The 22,604-nt window shown below is 61.9% G+C and carries 21 protein-coding genes; 10 read left to right on the top strand and 11 right to left on the bottom strand.

Annotation, left to right across the window (positions count from 1 at the left end):
• Positions 1–370: 370 nt before the first annotated feature.
• Complete coding sequence (locus sphantq_RS23585) at positions 371–1,084, bottom strand: helix-turn-helix domain-containing protein (RefSeq protein ID WP_272800751.1); 714 nt, start codon at positions 1,082–1,084, stop codon at positions 371–373.
• Positions 1,085–1,643: 559 nt separating this feature from the next.
• A complete protein-coding gene (locus sphantq_RS23580; protein WP_272800750.1) occupies positions 1,644–2,504 on the bottom strand; it encodes a replication initiator protein A in 861 nt (286 codons plus the stop codon).
• 311 nt (positions 2,505–2,815) lie between these two features.
• Here sphantq_RS23580 and sphantq_RS23575 point away from each other — a divergent pair, with 311 nt between their 5' ends.
• Positions 2,816–3,397 (top strand): recombinase family protein, encoded by a 582-nt coding sequence (locus tag sphantq_RS23575; protein WP_272800749.1) that lies wholly within the window; start codon positions 2,816–2,818, stop codon positions 3,395–3,397.
• 158 nt (positions 3,398–3,555) lie between these two features.
• Here sphantq_RS23575 and sphantq_RS23570 read toward each other — a convergent pair whose 3' ends face one another.
• On the bottom strand, positions 3,556–4,116 hold the full coding sequence (locus sphantq_RS23570; protein WP_059153619.1) for a recombinase family protein: 561 nt from the start codon (positions 4,114–4,116) through the stop codon (positions 3,556–3,558).
• A gap of 131 nt (positions 4,117–4,247) precedes the next feature.
• Here sphantq_RS23570 and sphantq_RS23565 point away from each other — a divergent pair, with 131 nt between their 5' ends.
• Positions 4,248–7,262 carry a Tn3 family transposase gene (locus sphantq_RS23565; RefSeq protein WP_059153620.1) on the top strand — a complete coding sequence of 1,005 codons (3,015 nt, stop codon included), beginning with the start codon at positions 4,248–4,250 and terminating at the stop codon, positions 7,260–7,262.
• 239 nt (positions 7,263–7,501) lie between these two features.
• Here sphantq_RS23565 and sphantq_RS23560 read toward each other — a convergent pair whose 3' ends face one another.
• From sphantq_RS23560 to sphantq_RS23535, 6 genes are all read right to left on the bottom strand, one after another.
• Complete coding sequence (locus tag sphantq_RS23560; RefSeq protein WP_272800748.1) at positions 7,502–8,473, bottom strand: ExeA family protein; 972 nt, start codon at positions 8,471–8,473, stop codon at positions 7,502–7,504.
• On the bottom strand, positions 8,473–10,134 hold the full coding sequence (locus sphantq_RS23555) for an IS481 family transposase (protein WP_008830442.1): 1,662 nt from the start codon (positions 10,132–10,134) through the stop codon (positions 8,473–8,475). The genes sphantq_RS23560 and sphantq_RS23555 overlap by 1 nt, the downstream gene beginning before the upstream one ends.
• The gene (locus sphantq_RS23550) at positions 10,134–10,778 is read right to left on the bottom strand and encodes a recombinase family protein (RefSeq protein ID WP_037519505.1); all 645 of its coding nucleotides are present in this window, start codon (positions 10,776–10,778) and stop codon (positions 10,134–10,136) included. Before sphantq_RS23550 ends, sphantq_RS23555 begins: the two co-directional genes overlap by 1 nt.
• 343 nt (positions 10,779–11,121) lie before the next feature.
• Positions 11,122–11,625, bottom strand: a complete 504-nt coding sequence (locus tag sphantq_RS23545; RefSeq protein WP_008830444.1) for a DsrE family protein — start codon at positions 11,623–11,625, stop codon at positions 11,122–11,124.
• Positions 11,626–11,695: 70 nt separating this feature from the next.
• Positions 11,696–12,106, bottom strand: a complete 411-nt coding sequence (locus tag sphantq_RS23540) for an ArsR/SmtB family transcription factor (protein ID WP_086013073.1) — start codon at positions 12,104–12,106, stop codon at positions 11,696–11,698.
• Positions 12,103–12,726: a peroxiredoxin gene (locus tag sphantq_RS23535; RefSeq protein ID WP_037519507.1), complete on the bottom strand. Its 624-nt coding sequence runs from the start codon at positions 12,724–12,726 to the stop codon at positions 12,103–12,105. The genes sphantq_RS23540 and sphantq_RS23535 overlap by 4 nt, the downstream gene beginning before the upstream one ends.
• 85 nt (positions 12,727–12,811) lie before the next feature.
• On the opposite strand from sphantq_RS23535, the gene sphantq_RS23530 reads away from it, so the two are divergent.
• Genes sphantq_RS23530 through sphantq_RS23520 form a run of 3 tightly spaced genes read left to right on the top strand, consistent with a single transcriptional unit; the run spans position 12,812 to position 14,591 of the window.
• On the top strand, positions 12,812–13,729 hold the full coding sequence (locus sphantq_RS23530) for an MBL fold metallo-hydrolase (protein ID WP_037519521.1): 918 nt from the start codon (positions 12,812–12,814) through the stop codon (positions 13,727–13,729).
• Positions 13,729–14,166 (top strand): YeeE/YedE family protein, encoded by a 438-nt coding sequence (locus sphantq_RS23525; RefSeq protein ID WP_008830448.1) that lies wholly within the window; start codon positions 13,729–13,731, stop codon positions 14,164–14,166. Before sphantq_RS23530 ends, sphantq_RS23525 begins: the two co-directional genes overlap by 1 nt.
• On the top strand, positions 14,166–14,591 hold the full coding sequence (locus tag sphantq_RS23520) for a DUF6691 family protein (protein WP_008830449.1): 426 nt from the start codon (positions 14,166–14,168) through the stop codon (positions 14,589–14,591). Before sphantq_RS23525 ends, sphantq_RS23520 begins: the two co-directional genes overlap by 1 nt.
• A gap of 92 nt (positions 14,592–14,683) precedes the next feature.
• Here the strand turns inward: sphantq_RS23520 and sphantq_RS23515 are convergent, their stop codons facing one another.
• Together sphantq_RS23515 and sphantq_RS23510 are read right to left on the bottom strand one after the other, a co-directional pair.
• Entirely contained in the window at positions 14,684–15,550 is an 867-nt protein-coding gene (locus sphantq_RS23515) for a recombinase family protein (RefSeq protein WP_006961816.1), read from the bottom strand.
• Between the two features lie 142 nt (positions 15,551–15,692).
• The gene (locus sphantq_RS23510) at positions 15,693–18,602 is read right to left on the bottom strand and encodes a Tn3 family transposase (protein WP_006961814.1); all 2,910 of its coding nucleotides are present in this window, start codon (positions 18,600–18,602) and stop codon (positions 15,693–15,695) included.
• Between the two features lie 131 nt (positions 18,603–18,733).
• Between sphantq_RS23510 and sphantq_RS23505 the strand changes: the two genes are divergently transcribed.
• The 5 genes from sphantq_RS23505 to sphantq_RS23485 are packed head-to-tail and all read left to right on the top strand — an operon-like array spanning position 18,734 to position 22,596.
• On the top strand, positions 18,734–19,153 hold the full coding sequence (locus sphantq_RS23505) for a TIGR01244 family sulfur transferase (RefSeq protein ID WP_336314469.1): 420 nt from the start codon (positions 18,734–18,736) through the stop codon (positions 19,151–19,153).
• Positions 19,150–20,382, top strand: coding sequence for an NAD(P)/FAD-dependent oxidoreductase (locus sphantq_RS23500; protein WP_008830451.1), 1,233 nt, complete (start codon positions 19,150–19,152; stop codon positions 20,380–20,382). The genes sphantq_RS23505 and sphantq_RS23500 overlap by 4 nt, the downstream gene beginning before the upstream one ends.
• Positions 20,379–21,161: a sulfite exporter TauE/SafE family protein gene (locus sphantq_RS23495; RefSeq protein WP_008830452.1), complete on the top strand. Its 783-nt coding sequence runs from the start codon at positions 20,379–20,381 to the stop codon at positions 21,159–21,161. The genes sphantq_RS23500 and sphantq_RS23495 overlap by 4 nt, the downstream gene beginning before the upstream one ends.
• Complete coding sequence (locus tag sphantq_RS23490) at positions 21,161–21,970, top strand: TlpA disulfide reductase family protein (RefSeq protein WP_008830453.1); 810 nt, start codon at positions 21,161–21,163, stop codon at positions 21,968–21,970. The genes sphantq_RS23495 and sphantq_RS23490 overlap by 1 nt, the downstream gene beginning before the upstream one ends.
• Positions 21,967–22,596, top strand: a complete 630-nt coding sequence (locus tag sphantq_RS23485; protein WP_008830454.1) for a DsbA family protein — start codon at positions 21,967–21,969, stop codon at positions 22,594–22,596. The genes sphantq_RS23490 and sphantq_RS23485 overlap by 4 nt, the downstream gene beginning before the upstream one ends.
• The last annotated feature ends 8 nt before the right edge of the window (positions 22,597–22,604 follow it).

Here is a 22,604-nt window from a genome sequence, read left to right as displayed (position 1 = left end):
CCGTAGCGAAGCGATTATTCACTTGATCGTATGAGGCGGCCAGCGCCCATATGCCCATCAGTTCAGGAACAGCCGAGTGAAGCTGGGACAAGAGTGCCACTTCTCGCGGGCGAAGTAAGTCTGTCGGGTTGGCACGATGTCATGGGTCGATAGATCGAAGGATGCAGCCATGCACTCTTAGTCGAAACAGGCGCTATGGTTTGATTAAGCATCGATTTCGACGTTTCGCCAAGCACAGCTTCGCTATTCTGGCGCTGCCCATGCCGCCTGCTCCCGCTGGGGAGCATTCGCGACGGCGTAGCCGGCGCGTCCTGAGCGTGCGTTATGCGTGATGCTGCAGGTGAGGAATGGCTTTTCGGGATTGTCGCCGTCAGGCGTTTAAGCGTTGGCCGGCTAGGCCAACTCCTTTGAGCCTATTTATATATGAATCTGTTAGCGGTTCAGAACCAGTTTGAGACTCACGCTCTCTACGGTCGATCGCATCTCCCAGCTTTGCGAGGATCTTGCGCAGCGGGCCGTCAATCGTCGCTTCGGCAAGCTCACGGCAAGACAGCGATTTGAGCATGAGCTGCATATCCTCGATATGATCGAGACGCCGTTGCACCTCGTCCTCCGGCACCGGCGCGGGGCGTAGCCAACGCGGAAGGTATGACAACACTTTGGCCGGCAGGAGGGGGCGATAGGCGTTGGATGTTTGCTTGTAGCGCGGTCCAGGCCCTTGCCCCTCTACCCGATTGAACCGGCGCTGCCGCGCCAAGAAGCCGATTGCCTCCAAAATGGTCAGCGCCCTGCAAATCGTCGCACGGCCCAGACCTGTCGCATCGGCAAGGTGATCGTAGCTGGGAAATACCTGGCCTCGGTTCAGTCGCGCCAATGTCAGTATCTCTTCATACACGCGCACGGCGCTCGAAGTGAGCCGGGCGATAAGGCGCTCGGCCGCGCTCAGTTCTTTTGCCCCGGCACGCTCATCCCGCCGCAGCCGCCGTGCAGCATCAAGCGTCTTGCGTGCAACATGAAGCAGGCGATCTGTCTCGCCTTTCGCCGGGACCGCGAAGAAGGCTTCCTCGAACGTACCGGCTTCCACACTATCGCGCCGGACCGGCGCCCCGGTCCTATGCGAAGCGCCTGAGCGCGCAGGTTTGCGCCTGACACCCATGCTGCCCAGGGCAGCCAGGGCCGCATCTCCTACTGATAGAGCCATATTCCATCTCCAACTGGAGACTGGACCAGGCAAAACTCATCCGTGGCGCGAAGCACGCTCCCTTGAACCAAAGCTCAGGAACAGGTATGAGAAGGATGTCTTACGTCCCGATCGATGCCGCCAAGCATCGCTCATCACGTTCCAGGGTGCCCGGCCTTCGTGCCGGGCATTCGTTTATGTGGTCACAGCCGATCCCCATGACTGCCGCCCCATGCGATCAGTTCGAGGGTATTTTTGGCCGAATAGGGGCAGCGACGAAACCGTTACTATTCGTGCTTTCGATGACCGATGCCCGGAAAAATTCGTGCTTTCGGCGACCATTGGAAATCCGGTTCGTGCTTTCGACGACCATCATTCGTGCTTTCGGCGACCGCCATTCGTGTTTTTGACGACCGTATAGGTGCCCATCAAATGACTGATTCGGTGTAGAGAAAAAGACAGGTCAGGCGTGCTGCAGAAGCGTGCGCGGCGTAATCTTCACACTGGCTGCACCGGCATTCCTGCGAGGGCGCGAAGTGCCCGAAGTTGCGGCGCTATCAACCAATTCGAATGAAAATCCCGGAACAATGCCTTCATCGGCTATGCGCTTCAGCTCATAGCGGAAGTGCTTGAGAGAACTTTGATAGCCGGTCTGCAGACGAAGCTCTTCGAGTTCCACTTCGATCGGCTCATGCCCACAGGCAGATCGCGCGACCTCATAGAGGCGGCGTTCGATCGGCCCTAGCTGGAAATAGGTCGGATCATAGTCGAGCACGCGCCGGTCGCGCAGGATCGCGCGATACAGCCAGTCGCACAGTCGCACCTTGATCGCCTTGAGCCGCTTATCGCCCTTTGCCGTCTTGGTGTAATGGAGCTGGGCATCGGACAACCATGAGAAGAAACCCGACTGGCCTTCGCCGCCCGCTTCGATGTTGGTCTTGATCTGCGTGCCCTGTAGCCGTTCCAGCGCGTCCGACAATCTCGAATACGAACGCGCAGACCCGCTGACACCAGTTACACGGAATAGGTCATGCGCCGTGAAATAAAAATCCTGCGATACCTGCTCACCAGCATCGAGCTTGGCGACCATGAGGCTCGCAACATACAAAAGCACCTCCTTGTCGTAGATCGTCGCTACGCCTTTAGGTGTGCAGACGATCTCGATCGACACGGACTCGGTCTTATACTCAAGCGGCTTGGTCCACTTTGTCTTGCTGAGCGCAAAAAACGGAAAAGCCATTAGCGACCGCTCACCGCGAACTTCTGTCAGCAGAGGACTGTCAAATGCGAACAGGTCGCCTTGGATGGCCACGTCCTGGCTCATGCGACGAGGCAGGCTTTCGATCGGTCGCCGAAAACACGAAGAATGCTGGGTAAGCGGCGTGCGTGAAGACCAAAATAGCGCTCTATGAGCCCCGAGTTCGTGCTTTCGACGACCGTTTGCTTTTCACCTGGGGCAGCATTCGTGCTTTCGGCGACCAGCGCCTTTGAATGTGCGCTGACCTGTCTCACAAACGATCGTTTTTGATGTGCGATCATATGAGAACGTCTAACAGACGCTGCATCGTTCTCAAAACGCATTCTCTATTCGTGTAGGCTGTGCTAGGCGTCGCTGGTGAGTTTTGAGAACAAAACATGCTGATTGGCTACGCCCGGGTATCTACCGCTGAGCAGGACCTGGCTCCGCAGCTTGGCCCTTTACGGGAAGCTGGATGCGAGAAGATCTTCTCAGACAAAGCGAGCGGCGCGAAGACGGCCCGCGCCGGCTTGGCTGATGCGCTGTCGCACGCCCGCTCCGGGGATGTTCTGGTTGTATGGAAGCTCGATCGGCTTGGTCGGACAATGAAGGGCCTCGTCGACCTTGCGGCGGAACTTGCTGAACGCGGCATCGGTCTTCGATCGCTCACCGATGGCATCGACACGGCCGGCAGTGCTGGCAAGCTCGTCTTCCATATCATGGCCGCGATGGCGGAGATGGAGCGCGATCTTGTTCGGGAGCGAACGATGGCCGCACTGATCGTGGCGCGCAGCGAGGGTCGGGTAGGCGGGAGAAAGACGGTGATGACGCCCGAACGGCTTGCGGCGGCGCGGAAGCTACTCGCCTCTGGCATGAAGGGGCGGGAAATTGCGACGGCGATCGGCGTCTCGGTCCCGACGCTCTACCGTCACTTGCCGGCATCCACGAAGGATCGAACGTGGGAGGGTAGCGGAACTTAGCACCGACCGTGAAGTTGGCTACCGGCGCTTTCTTGATTCGTTAACCAAGATCGTGGGCTCAGGACGGAGACAGCGCCTCAAGGATGCCGCACTCGGCAACCGTCCCGTGCCCACATTTCTCGATAATGGGTCGTGCGGCTGAGCGGAACAGAAAAGTGTCATAAGGAGCCGTTTGGCTCAATGCAGCGATAGATAGTGGCCGGGTGAACATTGAAGGTCCTGGCGACGGAGCTGATTGATTTGCCCTCCAGAACAAGTTGGCGAGCAAGCTCGGCCTGATCGGGTCGCATTTTCTTTGGGCGTCCGAAGGTCACGCCGCGCACCATAGCCGCCTTTCGACCCTCGTCGGTTCGGCTCAATATTAGAGACCGCTCGAACTGGGCGATCCCGGCGAATACGGTCATGATCATCACGCCAGACGGGGACGTGGTATCGGCCCAAGGTTCATCAAGCGATTGTAATCCTGCCTGCTTTTCCCTGATACGTTCCGCGATGTGCAAGAGTTCGATGGTGGATCGCGCCAAACGATCGAGGCGGGTGACGACGAGAACATCGTCTTTGCGCAGGTGGCCCATCAGCTTTTCAAGCTCGAGCCGGCCACGAGCGGCCCCTGATATTTTCTCGTCGAACATCATTTCACAGCCAGCCTCCGAGAGCCGAGCGCACTGGATGTCCAGGTTCTGATCCTCGGTGGAGACGCGCGCGTAGCCGAGCTTCATGCGGAGGCTCCCGCCATTGTGCGAAAGTTGCTGCAAAACGACTTTATTTCGCACATATATTTTGCGAAGAAATTCGCCTTGTTTATCGGCATCGGCCGTCCCCTTCGCAAAAGTTGGAAGTTTCGCACGGTATGCCCACCCGTCACCTCACTGATGCCCAGCGTCAGGGCTTTTCTCGCTTCGACGGCGAACCGTCGGCCGACCAACTCGCGCGATATTTCCATCTGGACCAAACTGATCGCGACCTCATTGGAACTCTGCGCGGAGACCATAATCGGCTCGGCTTCACCGTGATGCTGACGAGCGCCCGGTTTCTGGGCGCATTTCCAGTCTCTCCTTCCGAGATCCCCGCGTCGGTCCTGGCGACCGTGATCGAACAACTCGCTCTTGAGCCCGCCACGGACGTGGACGCCTATTTTGCGGGAAGCCGGCGCATCCGGCACCTCGCGCTCATCCGGACGCACTGCGGCTTCACGGACTTTGGCGACAACGCGGTGGCGCGTTTCCGATTGACCAGATGGCTCTACGCCCTTTGTTGGAGCGGCGACGAGCGGCCCGGCCCCTTGATTGATCGAGCGGCGGCCTGGCTGATCGCCAACAAGGTGCTGCTGCCAGGCGTCACGGTCGTCGAGCGATTGGTCGGCAGAATCCGCGATCGTGCGCGGACCAGGCTTTGGCGCCATCTGGTCGCCAGCTTGAGCGATGACCAACGCGCGCGCATCGCCGCCCTGTTTGACGATGGCGACACATCCACGTTCGCCGCCTTGGACGCGCTGCGGACAGTGCCCTCCAAGCGCATGCCGACCGAGCTCTTCCGTCACCTTGATCGGCTCGATGCGGTCCGGGCGTTCAATCTGCGGCCGGCGCCACCAAGGGGTGTTCCCGCGACAACCCTTGAGCGGCTCGCGCGGGTAGCGCGTGTCAGCAAGCCTTCGGCCATTGCGGCCCTTCAGGAGCCTCGTCGAACCGCGACTGTAGCCGCGCTCTTCCATACGCTCGAAGCGGCGGCCCAGGACGATGCCGCCGAGCTGGCCGAGGTTCTGCTTGCCGATTTGGTGAAGGGGGCCGAAGCCGCCGACAAACAGGACCGTCTGCGCAGTCTGCGCGATCTCGATGGCGCCGCGATGCTGCTCCACGCGATGGGTCTGTTGGTTTTGACCGACGATGTCCTGCCCCTCAATGAATGGAGAGATGTGCTCTTCGAGCGGTTGCCCCGTCCCGACATCGAGGCCGCCATGTCCAAGGTGGAGGCGATCGCCAAGCCCGCAGAGAGCAAGCCCTACGACCAACTGCGGAGAAAGTGGCGGGGTGCCCGGAAATTGTTCTTCGAAATCACCAACCGCATCGAGACCGACGCCGCCCCGGGCGGCAAAAACGTCAAGGCCGCGATCAGCTACCTCAAGGGCGTAGACGACTGGTCGTCTCTCGCCAAGATGCGCGGCGCACCGACCGCTGCGATCCCAAAGGCGTGGAGGCAACATGTCCTGGATCATGAAGGCAGTGTGCGGGACCCGAAAGCCTATGTCTTCGCGATCATCGATGCATGGCGTCTCGCGATCAAGCATCGCGATGTGTTCGCCAAGCCCGGCATCCGATACGGAGATCCTCGGCGCGGGATGCTCGAGGGCGAGTCCTGGCACAATTCCAGGTTGATGGTGGCACGCGCCCTGGGCCGATCTCTGGAAGCCGACACTGAGATTGACGGTCTCTCCCGCCTTCTCGACGAGGCATATCGACATGTCGTCGCGCGCGCCGGCCACAATCCTGACCTGCGTTTCGAGACGGTCGCCGACAAGACCGGGATTGTGGTCACGCCCCTCGACAAGCTTGATGAATCCGAGAGCCTTCGTGCGCTGCGCGGCGCCGTCCAAACGCGCATGCCGAAGGCGGGGATGCCCGACATCTTTCTTGAAGTCATGGCGCGAACCGGATTCGCCAAGTCCTTTACCCATCTGAGCGAGCGTCAGGCCACCGTCGAGCACTTCGAGATAAGCCTGTGCGCAACCCTGGTCGGCGGCGCCTGCAACATCGGTCTTGAGCCAGTTGTGCGCCCGGAAATTGCGGCTCTGCGTCGCGACCGGCTGTCTTGGGTCAATCAGAATTTCATTCGGCCTGAGACCATAGCTGCGGCGAACGCCGCGATCGTTGCCGCCCACAATCGCCTGGATATCGTTCGCCACTGGGGCGCCGGAGAGGTGGCCAGCGCGGACGGAATGCGGTTTGTCGCTCCGTCGAGCGCCATACATGCCGGCCCCAATCCCAAATACTATGGCCAGGAGCGCGGCGTCACTTGGTACAACATGATTTCCAATCAGTTCAGCGGGCTGGCCGGAGCGGTCATCCCCGGCACCTTGCGCGACAGTTTGGTCGTCCTGGCTCTCCTGCTGGAGCAGGAAACCGAGCTCGATCCTCTGGAGATTATGACCGACACCGCTGCCTATTCCGACGCAATTTTCGGCCTGTTCTGGCTCCTGGGCTACCGATTCAGCCCCCGTCTGGCGGACATCGGCGGCGCGAAGCTGTGGCGCATCGACCGCCAGGCGAGCTACGGACAATTCGATGAGATTGCCTGGGGCAGGATCAAAATCAATCTGATTAGGGAAAACTGGTCCGACCTGATCCGTTTGGCCGGGTCGATCAAGCTCGGCCACCTCAAGGCCGCAGGCGTCATGCGCATGCTGCAGGTCAAAGACCGCCCAACGACCCTGGCCAAGGCCCTGTCTGAACTGGGGCGCATCATCAAGACGCTGCACATCCTGCGATACATCGACGACCGACCGTTCCGCCGACGGATCTTGTTTCAGCTCAACCGGCAGGAATTGCGCCACAAGCTCGGTCGGCGCGTCCATCACGGCGATCGGGGCGAAATCAGAAGCCCTTTGCGTCAAGGCCAAGAGGAGCAGCTCGGGGTCCTCGGTCTCGCCCTCAACTCCATCGTCCACTGGAACGCTGTCTACATGCAGGAAACCGTGCGCCAACTCAGCGAGGCCGGGGCGCCACCGCTGCCCGCCGATATCGCTCGACTCTCGCCGATATTCTGGCGTCACATCAATTTCCTCGGGAGCTACGACTTCTCCGTGCCCGACGCCGTCGCAAACGGCGGCCTCAGACCGCTACGCCAACCTAATTCCGAATGGGACTTTTGAAAAGAAATAATGCCCCTTACGACACTTTCTTGTTCCGCTCAGCCGCACGACCCATAATGCGCGCTAGCTGTAGCGGCTCGCAATGATGATCGCCCGGAACTGCAATAGAGGGGGCTTTCGCGCTTGAATTATGTGAGACGCTGGCGATCAGCCGGCGCACGTTCGGTGAGACGCAAATCACATTCGATGCGACGGACGCGAGATGTTCACCGAGCGGCGCGGGATCGCGGACACGGCGGTCAAAGCGGTAATCCTGCCGCGCGCATATCGTCGGTCAGCTCGCGCGCACGAGCCGGATCAAGCCCGCCCCGGAGCAGTTGCCGTATCTCCGCCGGCTTGGCGTCGAACTGGTCCGCCAGGCTCTTCGTATCGTAGCCGTGGCGGGTAAGCTGGGGTTCGAGGTCGTCAATCTGGCGTGACAGCACACCCTCTACGGTAGCGGCATCGATCGGTTTCACGCTGGCCTCGAACCCGGCTTCGAACGCGCGCACGAGATGGCGGCCGATCTGGAGCGGTGTCTTAAGCTTGGCGGCGAGCAGGATCGCGGCGTCTTCGGTCAGCACGGCATCGGGTTCTATCCCCGGCGACAGTGCGGTGCGCAGCGCCCAGTCGATATAGTCGCGCTGCCGATCGCGCAGGCCGCCAAACTCGAACACGGTCGTCCGGTCGCCGATTTCCTCCATCAGCGGGCGTTTCAGGTCGTTGCGCAGCTTCGGATGGCCGACGAGGATCACGGCCAGTTGACCGCCGCCCTCGGTGACAAGCTCAACGAGGCGCTTGAGCGCGGTCAGCGTCTTTGGGTTGAGGTCGTGGGCGTCGTCGACGAACAGCGCGACCGGTCGCTTGGCCTTGCGAAACAGCTCCTGCAAATCGCGTTCGCGCCGTTCCGATTGGCTTGGGATCGAGACGGTCTTCTCAGACGAAAGATCATAGAACAGCGCTGCAACCAGCAGCGGCACCGATATCTTGGCCTTTTCCAGGCTGAGCGCGCGCGAGACGATCACACGGCCCTCGCGCTCTAGTTCTTCGCGCAGTCGCCGCGTCAGCACGGTCTTGCCCGAGCCGATGGTGGCCGTAAGCGCGATCAGGCGACCACCTGTGATCGCGGTCTTCAGATCATGGGTAAGCTGGGCATGATGCTCGGTCTCGAAGAAGCCGAGATCGACCGGGGGCCGGGCCAGCCCGTAATAGCGCATCACCTCGGTCTGCATCAGCCGCTCCGTCTGTGGCCGGGCGGGAATCGCCTGCGGATTTCATCCATCACTTCGGGCCGGGACAGCGTGCGCGCGAGCAACGCGTCGATGAAGGCGCGGTCCTCTTCGCAAAGGCCGCCAAGCGGCAGGCGCAGTTCCTCGGATATGGCGAAGCGTGCCTTGAGCGGCGTGGCGAAGGTGAGTTCGGCGAACGGATCTGGATCGGCGAATGGCCGGGCCGGCACAGGTGCGATCCCATCGGTGGGCTTGCGACCGATCACCACGATGTCGTCCTCGCCCGTCAAGACCGAGCGAGGGATTCCGATCTTCGTCGCCAGCGCATCGACGCGATCCGCGCGGACCTCGCGCCGGCTCTTGCGATGCTTGCGATAGCGATGCAGCGGCACCGGCCCTCCGACCGGATCGAACGGGCCGTATCGGTCATCGCCATGCTCGACCCATAGCTCCTGGTCGAACAGCCCCCACCAGACGACAACCGTTTCGCCGGCCACTTCGGACGTGACCTCATAGGTAACGCCGGCGACGGTCAGCCGGCAGTCGAGGCCGACCTTGCGGCGCTCTGGCTCGCGCGCGAATGCGCAATAGCGCTCCCAACTGCACATGGCGCAAATGCCGCCATCGGGCAGGTGGCCGAGCCAGTCGTCGATCCGAGAATGCGGCTCGCGACGATGGTCGCCGCTGTTGTAGGTGGCGATGTAGCGCGCCAGCCAGCGATTGGCCTCCTCCTCGCTGGCGGGTTCGTGAAAGTGGTACAGCGTCTCGTGCGCTTCCTTGACAGTGCGGAACGGGCGCTCGACTTTCCCCTTGGCGCGCGCGGTCGTGCGGCGTCCGTCCGACCCTGCTGGCATGTGCGGAGTGACGGTAATCCCGAGACATTCCATGACCCCCTTGAACACGCTCGATTTGCCGACCGGGCCGCCATCGAGCTGGATGTTCTCCGGAATACCTCCAAACGGATTGTCCTCCTTTGGTGCCATCGCACGGAACAGGAAGCGCAGCGCCGCCTCGGCATCCTCCCCATAGACGAGCGCATATTCCTGGTAGACGACGCCCGACCGGTCATCGACCACCGAGAACAGCATCAACGTAGGCGCGCCATTACGATCGGGATCGATCCAGGTCGGGGCCTTCAACTGCTTGAGATCCGACGGGCTCATGTCGAAATGCCAGAGCATGTTGGCGCGTTCGGCCTGATAGCGCACCGCAGCCGGCTCGCGCGTCATCCGCTCGGTGTCGTATCCCCGTTGCCGCATGTGCCGGTTGAGTGTCGAGGCAGCCAACCGACCTGCCGGCAGCTTCACCAGACCGCGATCGGGGGTCTCGACACCGTGTTCGGTGACGATTTCGAGGATACGCTTCGTCGAGAGACGACGGCCTTGACGGTTGGTCGTGCGGCTCTTCATCGCCGCAACGACCTCACACCACCATTCGATCTCGCCGGCAGGCATGGTGCGCGACAGGCCACGATCGGCACGGTGTGCGTCCTTCGGCCTTCGCTCGCCGCGCAACAGCCGGTAGAGCGTAGCGCGGCTGATGTCGTAGAGTTCGGCGGTCGATGTCATCAGCGGCTGCCGCTCGGGATGCCTTGCCGGCAATGCCGCCAAACGACGTCGGAGCGTCACGATCGCCTCGATGGGGACCGTGACGCCCGCGCTCATTATGCAGCCTGGCTTTGCGGTTGCCGAGTGGGACCCGCATCGAGCAACGCCTGCCCCGGCGCCTTGGGGGTGCCGTCGCCGTTGACATAGACATACAGGGTCGTGGTCGTGATCCCGAGCCGCTTAGCGACATCAGCCGCGACGACACCTCGATCGGACATCGCCGCCATCGCCATCGTCAGCGTCGCCCGGTTCATCTTGCGCGGCCGACCGCCCATGCGACCGCGCGCGCGCGCCGCAGCAAGGCCGGCATGGGTACGCTCGGCGATCAACTCGCGCTCGAACTCGGCGAACGCCGCGAAGATGCCGAAAGCGAGACGGCCATTGGCAGACGTCGTGTCGATCTGCGCGCCGGCACCTGCCAGCACCTTCAACCCGATCCCGCGCGACCGGAGATCCTCCGCCGTCGTCACCAGATGGCGCAGATCGCGGCCGAGGCGGTCCAGCTTCCAGATGACGAGCGTGTTGCCCGGCTGAAGCGCCTTCAGGCAGGCGGTCAGGCCAGGCCGCGCATCGTGGCGACCCGATGCCATATCCTCATAGATGCGCGACGGATCAATGCCGGCCGCGAACAGCGCGTCGCGCTGCGGCTCCAGCGTTTGCGTGCCGTCCGACTTGGACACTCGGATATAGCCAATGAGCAATGCGTACCCCGCCAGAAAAGACTACCGGCATGGTGCAAGATGGCGCTGGTTTTCACAACGGGTTTTCTTGCTCTTTTCGGATTGCCGGGACCGGCATTGTCAGACCGCGAGAAAACCGCTCGTTTTCCTTGCGGAGCCAACTTCGGCACGGTCGGCAGAATTCGCCAACTATCGGCTTAGCCGATGCATTCAGAGCTTCTGGAAGCGGACGCTTTCTGATGCGGGATTGTGGCACCGTAAACTTGCCGAAAGCTATGGTAGTCTGCTGGTGTCACAACCGACCGGTTATGACACCAGCAGCGTTACGGACTAGAACGGCGAAACAGTAAACGTGTCGGCGTGATCAGTCGGGGATCAGTGCCCAACCACGCAGTTGCAAAGTCGCCATAGTCGTCAGCGCAGACACGTCAGTTTCGACACTCTTTCCTACCGTAGCGGGGTCGATCCCGTTTCCGATAAGAGCTTGGCTGCATACCCGAACGGATACACCCGCCTTTTTCAACGCCTCAATTAAGGCAAGGTTGGGGTTCGCAGCTACTCCCGTCTTTGTCGCATAGGCGCGATCTTCGGTAACGATGGGCGTCGCCGGACCGTGGACGATCACGACGACATCGCCTTGTTCTGGACGAACGCCATCGTTGCCCAGCAGGTTCAAAAAGCGGGCGACCTTCTCCAGCGATGGATTGATTTTATCCGGCGTTGCCGCGGCCTTGGTCACATTGAACAGCACGCGATAGCGCAACTTGCGATCGGGCCGTTCCGCAGCACCTTCGACGGGTGTGATCGCGCCATATCCCGGTATCACCGCCTGCCTAGGCACGCCGGCTGAAGCACTGACGCTGCTCATGAGTGACAAGCATCCTGCAAGAGCAATGATTGGCATACGCATCCGCTTTTTCCTTCTTCAGCCGAAATGATCAGCCAACTCTCGCAAAAACGGCCGCACCGATGTTTTGCGGTCGAACCACGGACGGCGTCTCGCGCGGTCGCACTGGGCGGGGGGCCGGGGCCGTTTGGGGAGCCGACAGATCGTCGGCTCCGAACATCGCCTCCAGGGTTCGCACACACAGTGCGGCTGCATCGTCGGCAAGACGGTAGTGAACCTGCTTCGCCTCACGCCTGGTCTTCACCAGATCGGCGCGCCGCAGCTCGGCAAGCTGCTGACTGAGCGCTGGTTGGGTCACGCCCGTGGCCGCCTCGATGTCCGCCACCTGCCGTTCGCCACCCAGCAGATAGGACAGGATCATAAGGCGCTGCGGCTGCGCGAACACGCGCAGCTTCTCGACTGCAACGTCGGCAAGCGCGCGGGACTGGTAGATCGCCATCACCGGTCAGCCTTCGTCTGGTGAAACCAGTCGGCGCCTGCGTTCCCCGGCAAAGCGGGAGGCAGGAGCACGTCGTCGCCCGGCTGCCAGTCAGCGGGCGTATAGGCCTCGCCATCGGCCGAACGCTGCAACGCCCTGACCGTGCGAAGCATCTCGTCGACCGAGCGCCCGACATTCATCGGATACCAGCTGAGTGCGCGGATAATGCCTTTGGGATCGATGAAGTAGGTTGCACGTACCGTTGAGGCATCGCCAGCCTGCTCGTCGAGCATGCCGTAGGCATACCCAACCGCCATCGACGGATCCTCGATCACCGGAAACGGCACCTCGACATCAAAAACGTCGTGGATCGCGCGAAGCCAGGCGACATGAGAGTAGAGGCTGTCGACCGACAGCCCCAACAATACGCAATCCAGCTCCTCGAATTGAGGGGCCGCTTTAGCCAAGGCCACAAACTCGCTCGTGCAAACCGGCGTGAAGTCAGCAGGGTGCGAGAAAAACACAATCCAGCGCCCACGATACTGATCGAGCGCAATCTCGCCCTGAGTGGTGCGGGCGGTGAAGTTCGGGGCTGCATCCCCGATGCGCAGCGAGCGCGGCATGTTCGCTTCCATCATTTCCATTCCTCCCAAATGGCACGAACACCCCGTTGACGCAATACGCTTACACAGCTACATAAACCATGAGTTTGTTTAAATGGAGATGGTCATGGACCCGGTTTTGAGCGAAGCCAACGCCCAGATCAGACGCGCAAAAGCGGCCGGATCGCCGGTCGTTCAGTCCTTCTTTGATGAGCCTACCAACACAGCGACCTACGTCGTTTGGGACGTGGCGACGAAAAAGGCTGCGATCGTCGACAGCGTCCTCGATTTTGACGCCGCGGCTGGCCGGACCAAAACCGCGTCGGCGGACGCAGTGATCGCTTACGTGCGGGATCAGGGACTGACGGTCGATTGGCTGCTGGAAACCCATGCTCATGCCGATCACCTGTCTGCGGCACCTTATCTTCAGCAGGCGCTTGGCGGGCAGCTCGCGATCGGTCGTGAGATCATCCGGGTTCAGAACGTGTTCGGCAAAATCTTCAACGCCGGCACCGATTTTGAGCGCAACGGTTCCGAGTTCGACCGGCTGTTCGAGGACGGCGACCGCTTTGCCATCGGCAACATCGACGCCATTGCGCTGCACGTGCCCGGCCATACGCCGGCGGACATGGCCTATGCGATTGGGGACGCGGTCTTCACCGGCGATACGCTCTTCATGCCCGATTACGGCACCGCGCGGGCAGACTTCCCTGGTGGCGACGCACGCCAGCTATTCCGCTCGATCCGCCGGCTCATGCAGCTGCCGGACGAGACGCGCCTGTTCCTCTGCCACGACTACAAGGCGGTGGGTCGCGACCAATATGTCTGGGAGACGACTGTAGGCGCACAGCGTGTCGGCAACGTGCATGTCCACGAAGGGGTCAGCGAAGACGACTTCGTCGCGATGCGGACCAGTCGCGACGCCACCTTGTCGATGCCGAAGCTCATCCTGCCCTCGATCCAGGTGAACATGCGCGGTGGTCATCTGCCGGAGCCGGAAGCCAACGGCACCCGCTACCTCAAAATTCCGCTGGATGCGCTGTGATGCCAGGCTTTCCCCATGCCATGCCGCTCGAAGGCTTCATCGGCGGGCTGATGATCGGTGTCGCCGCGGCGATCATGCTGCTGGGCAACGGGCGCATCGCCGGTGTCAGCGGCATGTTCGCAAGAGTTTTGGGTCTTACCGATGGAGGTCCACCATGGGCCCTCGCGCTGCTCTTTACCGCGGGTCTGCCCTTGGGCGCGGGTATTGCTGCGGCCAGTTTGGGCGTGAAAGCCAGCTTTCCGGCATCGCTTTCGCTGATTGCCGTCGCCGGTCTGGTCGTCGGTATCGGAACGCGGCTTGGGTCCGGGTGCACCAGTGGTCACGGCGTATGCGGCCTGTCCCGCCTGTCGCCCCGGTCCATCGCCGCGACCGTCACGTTCATGGCGACCGGCGTCGTCACGGTCACGATCATGCGTCTGTCCGGGGTGATACTGTGATGCGCCAGAACCTCATTTCACTCGCTAGCGGGACGCTGTTCGGCGCCGGCCTTGCCATCTCCGGAATGATCGATCCGGCGCGGGTGCGCGCGTTCCTCGATGTCACCGGCGCGTGGGACCCGACCTTGGCGTTCGTCATGGCAGGCGCGATCCTGCCGATGGCGATAGCCTGGTTCGTCGTGCGGCGTCGCTCGACCCCGATCGCGGCCGAACAATTCCACACGCCCGCCACCTCGCCGATCGACCGGCGCCTCATCGGCGGTGCGGCCTTGTTCGGCATAGGCTGGGGCATCGTCGGATTGTGCCCAGGTCCCGCCATTGCCGCACTGGCGATCCAGCCTCTGCCGGCACTGGTCTTCATCGCTGCAATGGCCCTCGGCGTTGCCGTCCACCGCTTTGCATTCACTTCCCGCCGTTCGGCCTGATCAGACAGGAGACATCACATGGCTTTCAAGGCCCAGTCGGCCCGAAGCTGCGATTTTGGCCATGTTGGAGAACAAAGATTGAACATGGCGATCTACCAGGCTCGCTCTTGTCCTCCAATCTCGTAAACATCGGTCTCGATCGAGCACCTGTAGCTCTCTGCGATGTTGAACATCTCTGTCTGGAGAGATGCGATCTCATCATCGAGGCTGACGCCATCGGCACCCTGATCATAGGCGACGGTCAGCGTGTAATCGCAGTTCCCGGTCTTTTGCATCTGGTAATCCCGCTCCAGCATCGCCTCAATGCGCTCGCGAGCGGGCTTTCTGCCACGACCATGCTTGTTGAAGTTCTCGATGGTCAGATGCAGGGCGATGGTGACAGAAGGCGGCTTTTCCGGCAGCCCGATCCTTGAAGGAATGACGTCAAGCGCCCGATAGACGGTCATTCTTGAGATCTTGAGGTCGCGCGCGACGCTGGCCTTGCTCGCGCCGGCGGTGATCCGGCGTCGGATTTCATCGTCATCGATGTTTTTCTTCCGGCCTTTGTAGACGCCTTCGGCGCGCGCCGCCTCGATCCCGGCGCGCTGCCGGTCCTTGATGAACGTCAGTTCCATGTCCGCGACCATGCCCAGAATGGTGATCACCATCCGCCCCATGCTTCCGGCCGTCGTCACCTCCGGCTCAAGCACCCGCAATGAGGCTCCCTTCTGGTCGAGTTCATGAACCAGATTGAGAACATCGCGTGTGGAGCGACCGAGCCGATCGAGACGCAGGACGACGAGTTCGTCATCGGCGCGCAGGAACTGCATGATCGTCTCAAGCTCCGTGCGTCCAGTGCGCGATGCGCCCGAGCCTGTTTCGGAGCGGAGGATTTCACAGCCCGCTGCCTTCAACCGGGCAACCTGGATGTCGAGATCCTGGTCGATGGTGCTGACGCGGGCGTAGCCGACGCGGGTCATGGGCAAATCCGTCACATTAGGGTGGCTTTGCCCTCGTACAGTAACATTGGTGACGGAACCACCCTTTTGTGACATGTCGTATATGTCACTTCCGATCGTCACGTTCGGGTGCACCCAAATGGTGCGAGCGGAAAGGCCCCGGTCAGGCAGCAAGCCGCCCAAAATCGATCCGGCTATTCAGATCGAGGTCGAAGCGGCCATAAGGATTGACGTGGCTGTAAATCAGCGGTGTGAGGCCGCGATAATCATCCGGCGTCATCCGGCCCGTCCATTTCGGTTCCACCAGCACGCTCTGAAGCATTCGGGTGTTCACATAGACAAGCGACGCTTGCAGCAAATGTAGCGCCAGGACCGAGAGCTGCTGCTCATCGATGCGGTTAGTGGCGATCTCGCCGCCCTTGCCGAAGAAAACGAACCCATTGGCACTGTTCCAGTTTTCAACGACATTCAGGCCTTCATGAATTTCGCGGCGGAAGGACTCCTCGCGCAGATACCGGCACAGGAAGATCGTCTTGACCGCGCGGCCCAGCTCACTCAACGCCTTGTAGGTCGGGTGCATCACCTCGGAGCGGCTAAACCGGCGCAGGATCGCCTCCGGGTCGGCGGTTTTTGTCTGCATCGCGGCTGCATATTTGACCATCTCGTCATATTGCTGCTCGATCTCATCCCAGTTGATCGGACTGGAGAGGATCGGCTGCAAGTGGGGAAGCCGCGTTCGCATGCCGACATCGGGAAGAGCCAGCTTCTGGCGAGCGATCGCTTTCAGGCGGGGTGCAAGCTCAAATCCGAGAAGCCGGCAAAATGCAAAGCCAACCGCGCTTTGGCCATGACTATCAACATATTGTCGCTGGATTTCCATGTCGGTGCAATGGCGCAGCACGCCCTCGATCATGGAGGCGACCTCGGAGGAAGAGCAGCGCTTGAGCTGGGAATAGACGCATGTCGCGCGTCGTTCGACATGCCAGTAGATCATGACGCCCCGTCCACCATAACGCGCATGCCATTCCGTCATCAGGTTGCGATCCCAGGCTCCGAACTTTGTGGAATCTGACGCACAGGCCGTGCCGGCGTCCCCCCAGACTGCAGCATTGCGGATTGCCAGGGTCGCATTCGCAACCCTGGCACACGCCTCCTTGAGCGCCGCGGCATGAACGAAGCGGCGATGGACATGCAGCAGCTCTTCATAGCTGACATCGGGGGTGGCGCCGGCGATCCGCTTGAGCCCGGCATTCGTTCCCAGGCCGTAGAGGCATAGCAGGAGACGTTGATCCAGCGCGGTTTTCGGCAGTGCAACACGCGAGGCCGATGTTTCGAACGCTTCGAGAAGTCCCGTATCAAGGGCAGCCTCCTTCAGTACGTCGAGCAGCCCGGTCATCGGCCAGCGTTGGCCGATCTCGGTCTTGATCGAGGCGAGACCCCTGGGTTCGGGCAAGGGTTTGAACGGGGTGAGAGATATACGGTTCTCGCCGCGCCACAGCAGCCGAACCTTGTCGTTCCGGGGAATATTGGCATTGAGGAGCAACAGTTCCTGAGCAAGCTCTTCCCGGATGGCGCTTGAAAATGCACGCGCATCCGCCGTCAGGTTCAATCCTGTGTAATATGCTTCTCGCCGCGCATCGAAGTCCTTGGGAAGATCGTCATCGGGATTGCGGTATCGGTCCGCCCCGACAACCCAGATTTCCTTAGAACGGATGCGATCGCGCAGTTGCGCGAGGACACAAAGCTCATAACTGATCCGGTTTACGCGCCCCTCTTCATCAATGACGGAACTGCGCCATCTCGCCGGAATGACCTCGTCGACCGGCACTGCGTGCGGCGGCACGTAGCGGCATCCATCATCCACTTTGCTTCTGATCCAGTCCAGGGCCGCCAGCACCGGACGCCACACGGCGTTGTTCGACCGGAACTCCAGTGCCGAAAGCAGGCTTGGCAGCATACGGCGATAATGATTGGCCCATGACCTCCGCATCACCTTGTAGATCCGCCGATCCAAGGCGCCCTTTGCCTGGCTTTCCTTGATGATCGCCGCCAGTTTGTCCTTGCCGGCGATTGGGAAAATGACATCGCAGATGCGCCCGGATGGATCGTCGATCGAAGCGCTGGCAATCTCGACCAGGAGTCGCTCCTTGCCATAGACCCGCTCGATGTCTTTCGCGATATCGCCCACCACCTTGCGTTTCGAGCGCGATCCGATCTTATGGACCGTCTCGATCAGCAGGTCGACCATCGCATCCGTAAGCTGAGCTTCCCGCGCCATCAGATAAACGGCATAGAGCCCGAGCTGGCGCGCCGGTACATGCCGGCGCATCTCCGAGGCTTTCTCGCCGGCAACCCGGCGAACGATCTGATCGACCCATGCCTTGCCCGTGACCGATAGGAAATCTCGGGGAAGAGCAAGCCGTTGGATAAAGGCGAGTTTGGCGGTCACGCCAAGAATGTTTTCGAGCGTCGCCTGACCTGCATCCCCCTTCATCGTGTTGAAGCCGGTCGGGCCATCGGGATCGGCGAGCGAGGCTTCCAGCAAGGCGACCGCATCCGGCGCAAGCCGATCGCGGACTCGGGCCAACAGGGCCTCCAGATAGAGGTGTCGTTGCGAACGGACGAGGCGTTCCAGCTCCTTGCGCGACGGCCCATAGATACGGCGGTCGCGGCACCACAGGAAAACATGCTCGAGCATGGCATTGATCGGCTGCCCGCCCGCACAAAGATCGTCGGAAATCCACCTCGACAACGCCCTGCGATCCGTCTGCGTCATACGGCGGAACCCGAGATGCCGCAAAATCTCCGCGCAATGCCGGCGGGCGGTGCGCCCGGAAAAATCATAGTGGTTCACGGATTTGGCATCGAGACCAAGTTGCTCCGCCAGATACAAGACACCGTCGGAGGGTATCGACGCATGATCCGGCACAAAGAAGCCATGCCCGGCGAAAAATCTAAGCTGAACCGCCAATCCCAGTCGTGCCGTCTCCGCTTTGCCGGTCACGAACGCGATGTCCGAAAAACTCAGGCTCCAGGAGCCGATCAGATCCCCACTCGAAACGCCAAGGCTCATAACGCCGCTCCCTTATCGGAGCGGAACGTCGTTCCTCGCATGGGCGATCGTCAACAACAACCAGCCCGTTCCCGACGTGTTCTCCAAGATGACCAAAATCGCAGCTTCGGGCCGACTGGGCCTTCAAGCAGATCACCTCGTCCTTCTCTGCCGCCCCCCAGCTGACGCAAGACGACCTCGCCGCTGCCGCGAAGGCAGGATATCGCTCGATCATCTCAAGCCGCCCGGACGGCGAGGAGGCGGGCCAGCCAAGCGCGGAAGAAATGGCCCGAATGGCAGGCGACCACGGTCTCGCGTTTGCCCATGTCCCTATCGTACCGGGCAAGGCGACTGACGCCGATGCGGATCGCATGAAGGAGGCGCTAGCCACGCTGCCACAGCCGACGCTCGGCTTCTGCCGTAGCGGGACGCGCGCGGCGACCTTGTGGGCGTTGGCCGAGGCCGATCGCGCCGACCCGGCGACGATCGTCGACCAAGCAAAGGCAGCCGGGTACGACCTTGCCGATCTCACGCCTGCGCTGAAGCGCCGTTCCGAAAGGGCTGATCAATGACCTACGACATCGTCATCATCGGGGGCGGTGCCGCCGGCATCGCGACCGCTTCCAGCATTCTGAAGCGCAACGCCAAAGTGACGATCGCGGTCGTCGATCCGGCGACCGACCATTATTACCAGCCCGGCTGGACGATGGTGGGGGCCGGCGTCTTCACTCCCGAACAGACGCGCAAGGCCGAATCCGACATAATGCCAAAGGGCGTTAAGTGGGTACGGTTGCCCGCCGTTGCCATCGACCCCGACCGTAACACGGTCGAGCTCGAAGACGGTGACACATTGACCTATCGCGTTCTGGTCGTCGCGCCCGGGCTGCGCCTGGCGTGGGAGAAGATCGAAGGGCTGCCTGAGGCTCTCGGCCGCAACGGCGTCACCTCCAACTATCGCTACGATCTGGCACCCTACACCTACCAGCTCGTCAAGGAATTGCGGCAGGGGCGGGCGCTGTTCTCGCAGCCACCCATGCCGATCAAGTGCGCCGGCGCACCGCAGAAAGCGATGTATCTCTCCTGCGACATCTGGCGGGATAGCGGCGTTCTCCCAGCTATCGACGTCGAGTTCCATAATGCCGGCGCAGCCCTGTTCGGGGTCCCGACCTACGTCCCGGCGCTGATGGAATATGTCGAGAAGTACGGTATCGATCTCAGGCTTGAGTCCAACCTGGTCGCGGTCGACGCCGATCGCCGCGTCGCCACGTTCGAGCGCAAGCAGGACGGCGTCTCCGAGCGGATCGAACGTGAGTTCGATATGCTCCATGTCGTGCCACCTCAGGTGTCACATGCGGTCGTCGCAAATAGCCCGCTTGCGGCTGCGAGCGGCTTCGTCGAGGTCGACGAGACTACGCTGCGGCACAAGCGATTTGAAAACATCTTTGGCCTTGGCGATGCCGCTGGCACCAGCAACGCCAAGACCGCCGCTGCTGCTCGCGTCCAGGCGCCCGTGGTCGCAGTCAACGCGCTGGCCGCGCTCGACGGCAGACCCCCCGTTGCCGATTATAATGGTTACGGCTCATGCCCGCTCACGGTCGAACGCGGTAAGATCGTCCTCGCCGAGTTCGGCTATGGCGGAAAGCTGCTGCCCAGCTTCCCATCCTGGCTGCTGGACGGAACGCGTCCGACGCGCACCGCGTGGTTCCTGAAAGAGCGGATGCTGCCCCCGATCTACTGGCAGGGCATGCTGAAAGGCCGTGAGTGGATGGCCGCTCCACACGAGATCGGCAAGGCGGCATGATCCTCGAACCAATCCAGTATCTGCTTGGCGCCTTGTCCGGCAGCCTGGTCGGATTCACCCTCGGGCTCGTCGGTGGCGGTGGCTCGATCCTCGCCGTGCCGCTCATGGTGTATCTGGTGCGCGTTCCCGACGCGCACCTCGCCATCGGTACGAGCGCGTTTGCCGTGGCGGCCAATGCCGCGACCGGTCTGATCGGTCATGCCAAGGCTCATACCGTAAAATGGCGGTGCGGCGGCATGTATGCGACTGCCGGCGTCATCGGTGCGCTACTCGGATCCACCGCGGGCAAGGCCGTCGATGGCGGCAAGCTCCTCTTTCTATTCGCGCTCGTCATGATCGTCGTCGGCGTTGTGATGCTGCGCGGGCGGGGTGACGCTGGTAATCCCGGTGCAGAATGCAACCGGGAGAAGGCGCCCAAGGTGCTGGGTTATGGCCTCGGCACCGGACTGTTTTCAGGCTTCTTTGGCATCGGTGGTGGCTTCCTGATCGTTCCCGGACTGATTGGATCGACGGGCATGCCGATCCTCAACGCCGTCGGCACGTCGCTGATCGCCGTCACCGCGTTCGGGCTAACGACCGCTGCCAACTACGCGTTCTCCGGGCTTGTGGATTGGCCGCTCGCCTTCGCCTTCATCGGCGGTGGAGTTATCGGCGGGTTGATCGGCACGCGGATCGCTAAGCGTCTGGGCACGGGCAGTACGCTCACCACGGTTTTCGCAATGCTGATCTTCGTGGTCGCAGCCTATATGCTCTGGAAGAGCGCAGGCGCGTTTCTGTGATGGGCAGCGCAATTGCCATCGGGCCGCTGATGATGGCGGTCGATCGCGGATTGGCGGTTCTGTGCGTCGCCGTGTTCCTCGGTTTGACGGCGCTGGCGGGACGGTTCCGCTTCCCGCGAGTGTCGATGGTCGCGACCAGTGCTATTGTCGTCGGGCTGGTGACGGCCCGGATCGGCTATGTCGCGACGCATTGGGCGAGCTACGCCGATGCTCCACTTTCCATCCTAGCTATATGGCAGGGAGGCTTCTCGGCCGTCGCCGGCCTCGCCGGCGCTGCGGTAACGCTGGCGTTCCGGCTCGGCCGAACGCGCGCTCTGGCGATAGGCTGGGCAGCGCTTGCCGTAGCTGGCGGCCTCTGGTTCACGCTTCAGGCGCTGATCCCGCCCGTGACCTACGGCCCCTTTCCCTATCATCTCGCCCTAACGACGCCATCCGGCGCTCCGCTCCCGCTTGATCGTTTCCGGGGTCGTCCCTTCGTGGTCAATCTGTGGGCGACATGGTGCGGCCCATGCCGGCGCGAGCTGCCGATGCTCGATGCTGCTGCGTCGCGCCGTGGAGAGGTTCCGATTCTGCTCGCCGATCAGGGTGAGGCGCCGGCGACCGTTACCCAGTTCCTTACCCGCGAAGGCATCGGTGCCGGCAACGTCGCGCTTGATCCCGACCGTAGGCTTTCCCGAGCCTTCGAAGTCGCCGGCTATCCCGCAACCGCCTTCGTCGCCGCGAATGGCACGATCGTGCAGCTTCAGCTCGGAGAGTTGTCGCGCGCCGCGCTCGCCGATGGAATTGATAAGGCAAGGAAACACCGATGAACCGCCGCAACCTTCTCTTTCGCGGCGCTCTAGCCGCGCTTGCTTTCGCCGTGCCGATGACACCTGCGGTCGGGCAGCAGCAGCCTGATTTGTCGCGCAAGGCAGTCGTCGACGATCCCGTAGCCCCCAAGCGGGCCGGCACCGCCTATGACGTCACCGTTGTCGAGTTCTTCGACTACAACTGCCCCTATTGCCGTCGCATGGAGCCGGTGCTGAACGCGCTGCTTCGCTCCGACCCGAAGGTCCGGATCGTGTATCGGGATTGGCCAATATTCGGACCCGCCTCCCGTGAGGCGTCCCGGGCGGCCGTCGCGAGCCAGTGGCAGGGCAGGCATGCCGCCTTCCATGGAGCGCTGCTTGCCTCGCCGGCGCGGCTCGACAGCGCCGGTATCAGGGCAGCTGCTGTGAAAGCCAAGGTGGATTGGCCGCGTCTGCAACGTGACCTGAAGACGCGTGGCGCGGAAATCGATGCGCTGCTCGCACGCACCAATGCGATTGCCGAAGCGATCGGGTTCAATGGGACGCCGGCGCTGATCGTCGGCTCGCAGGTCGTGGCCGGCGCGGTCGATCTGCCGGCGCTCCGCCGCCTCGTCGCCACGGCGCGCAGCAAGCCCGGAGGGCGTTGAGCGTGCCG

The sequence above is a fragment of the Sphingobium sp. AntQ-1 genome, from assembly GCF_028538045.1.
Classification (GTDB): domain Bacteria; phylum Pseudomonadota; class Alphaproteobacteria; order Sphingomonadales; family Sphingomonadaceae; genus Sphingobium; species Sphingobium cupriresistens.
Note: the sequence above shows the minus strand (reverse complement) of the source record. Positions and strands in the feature narration are given on the sequence as shown.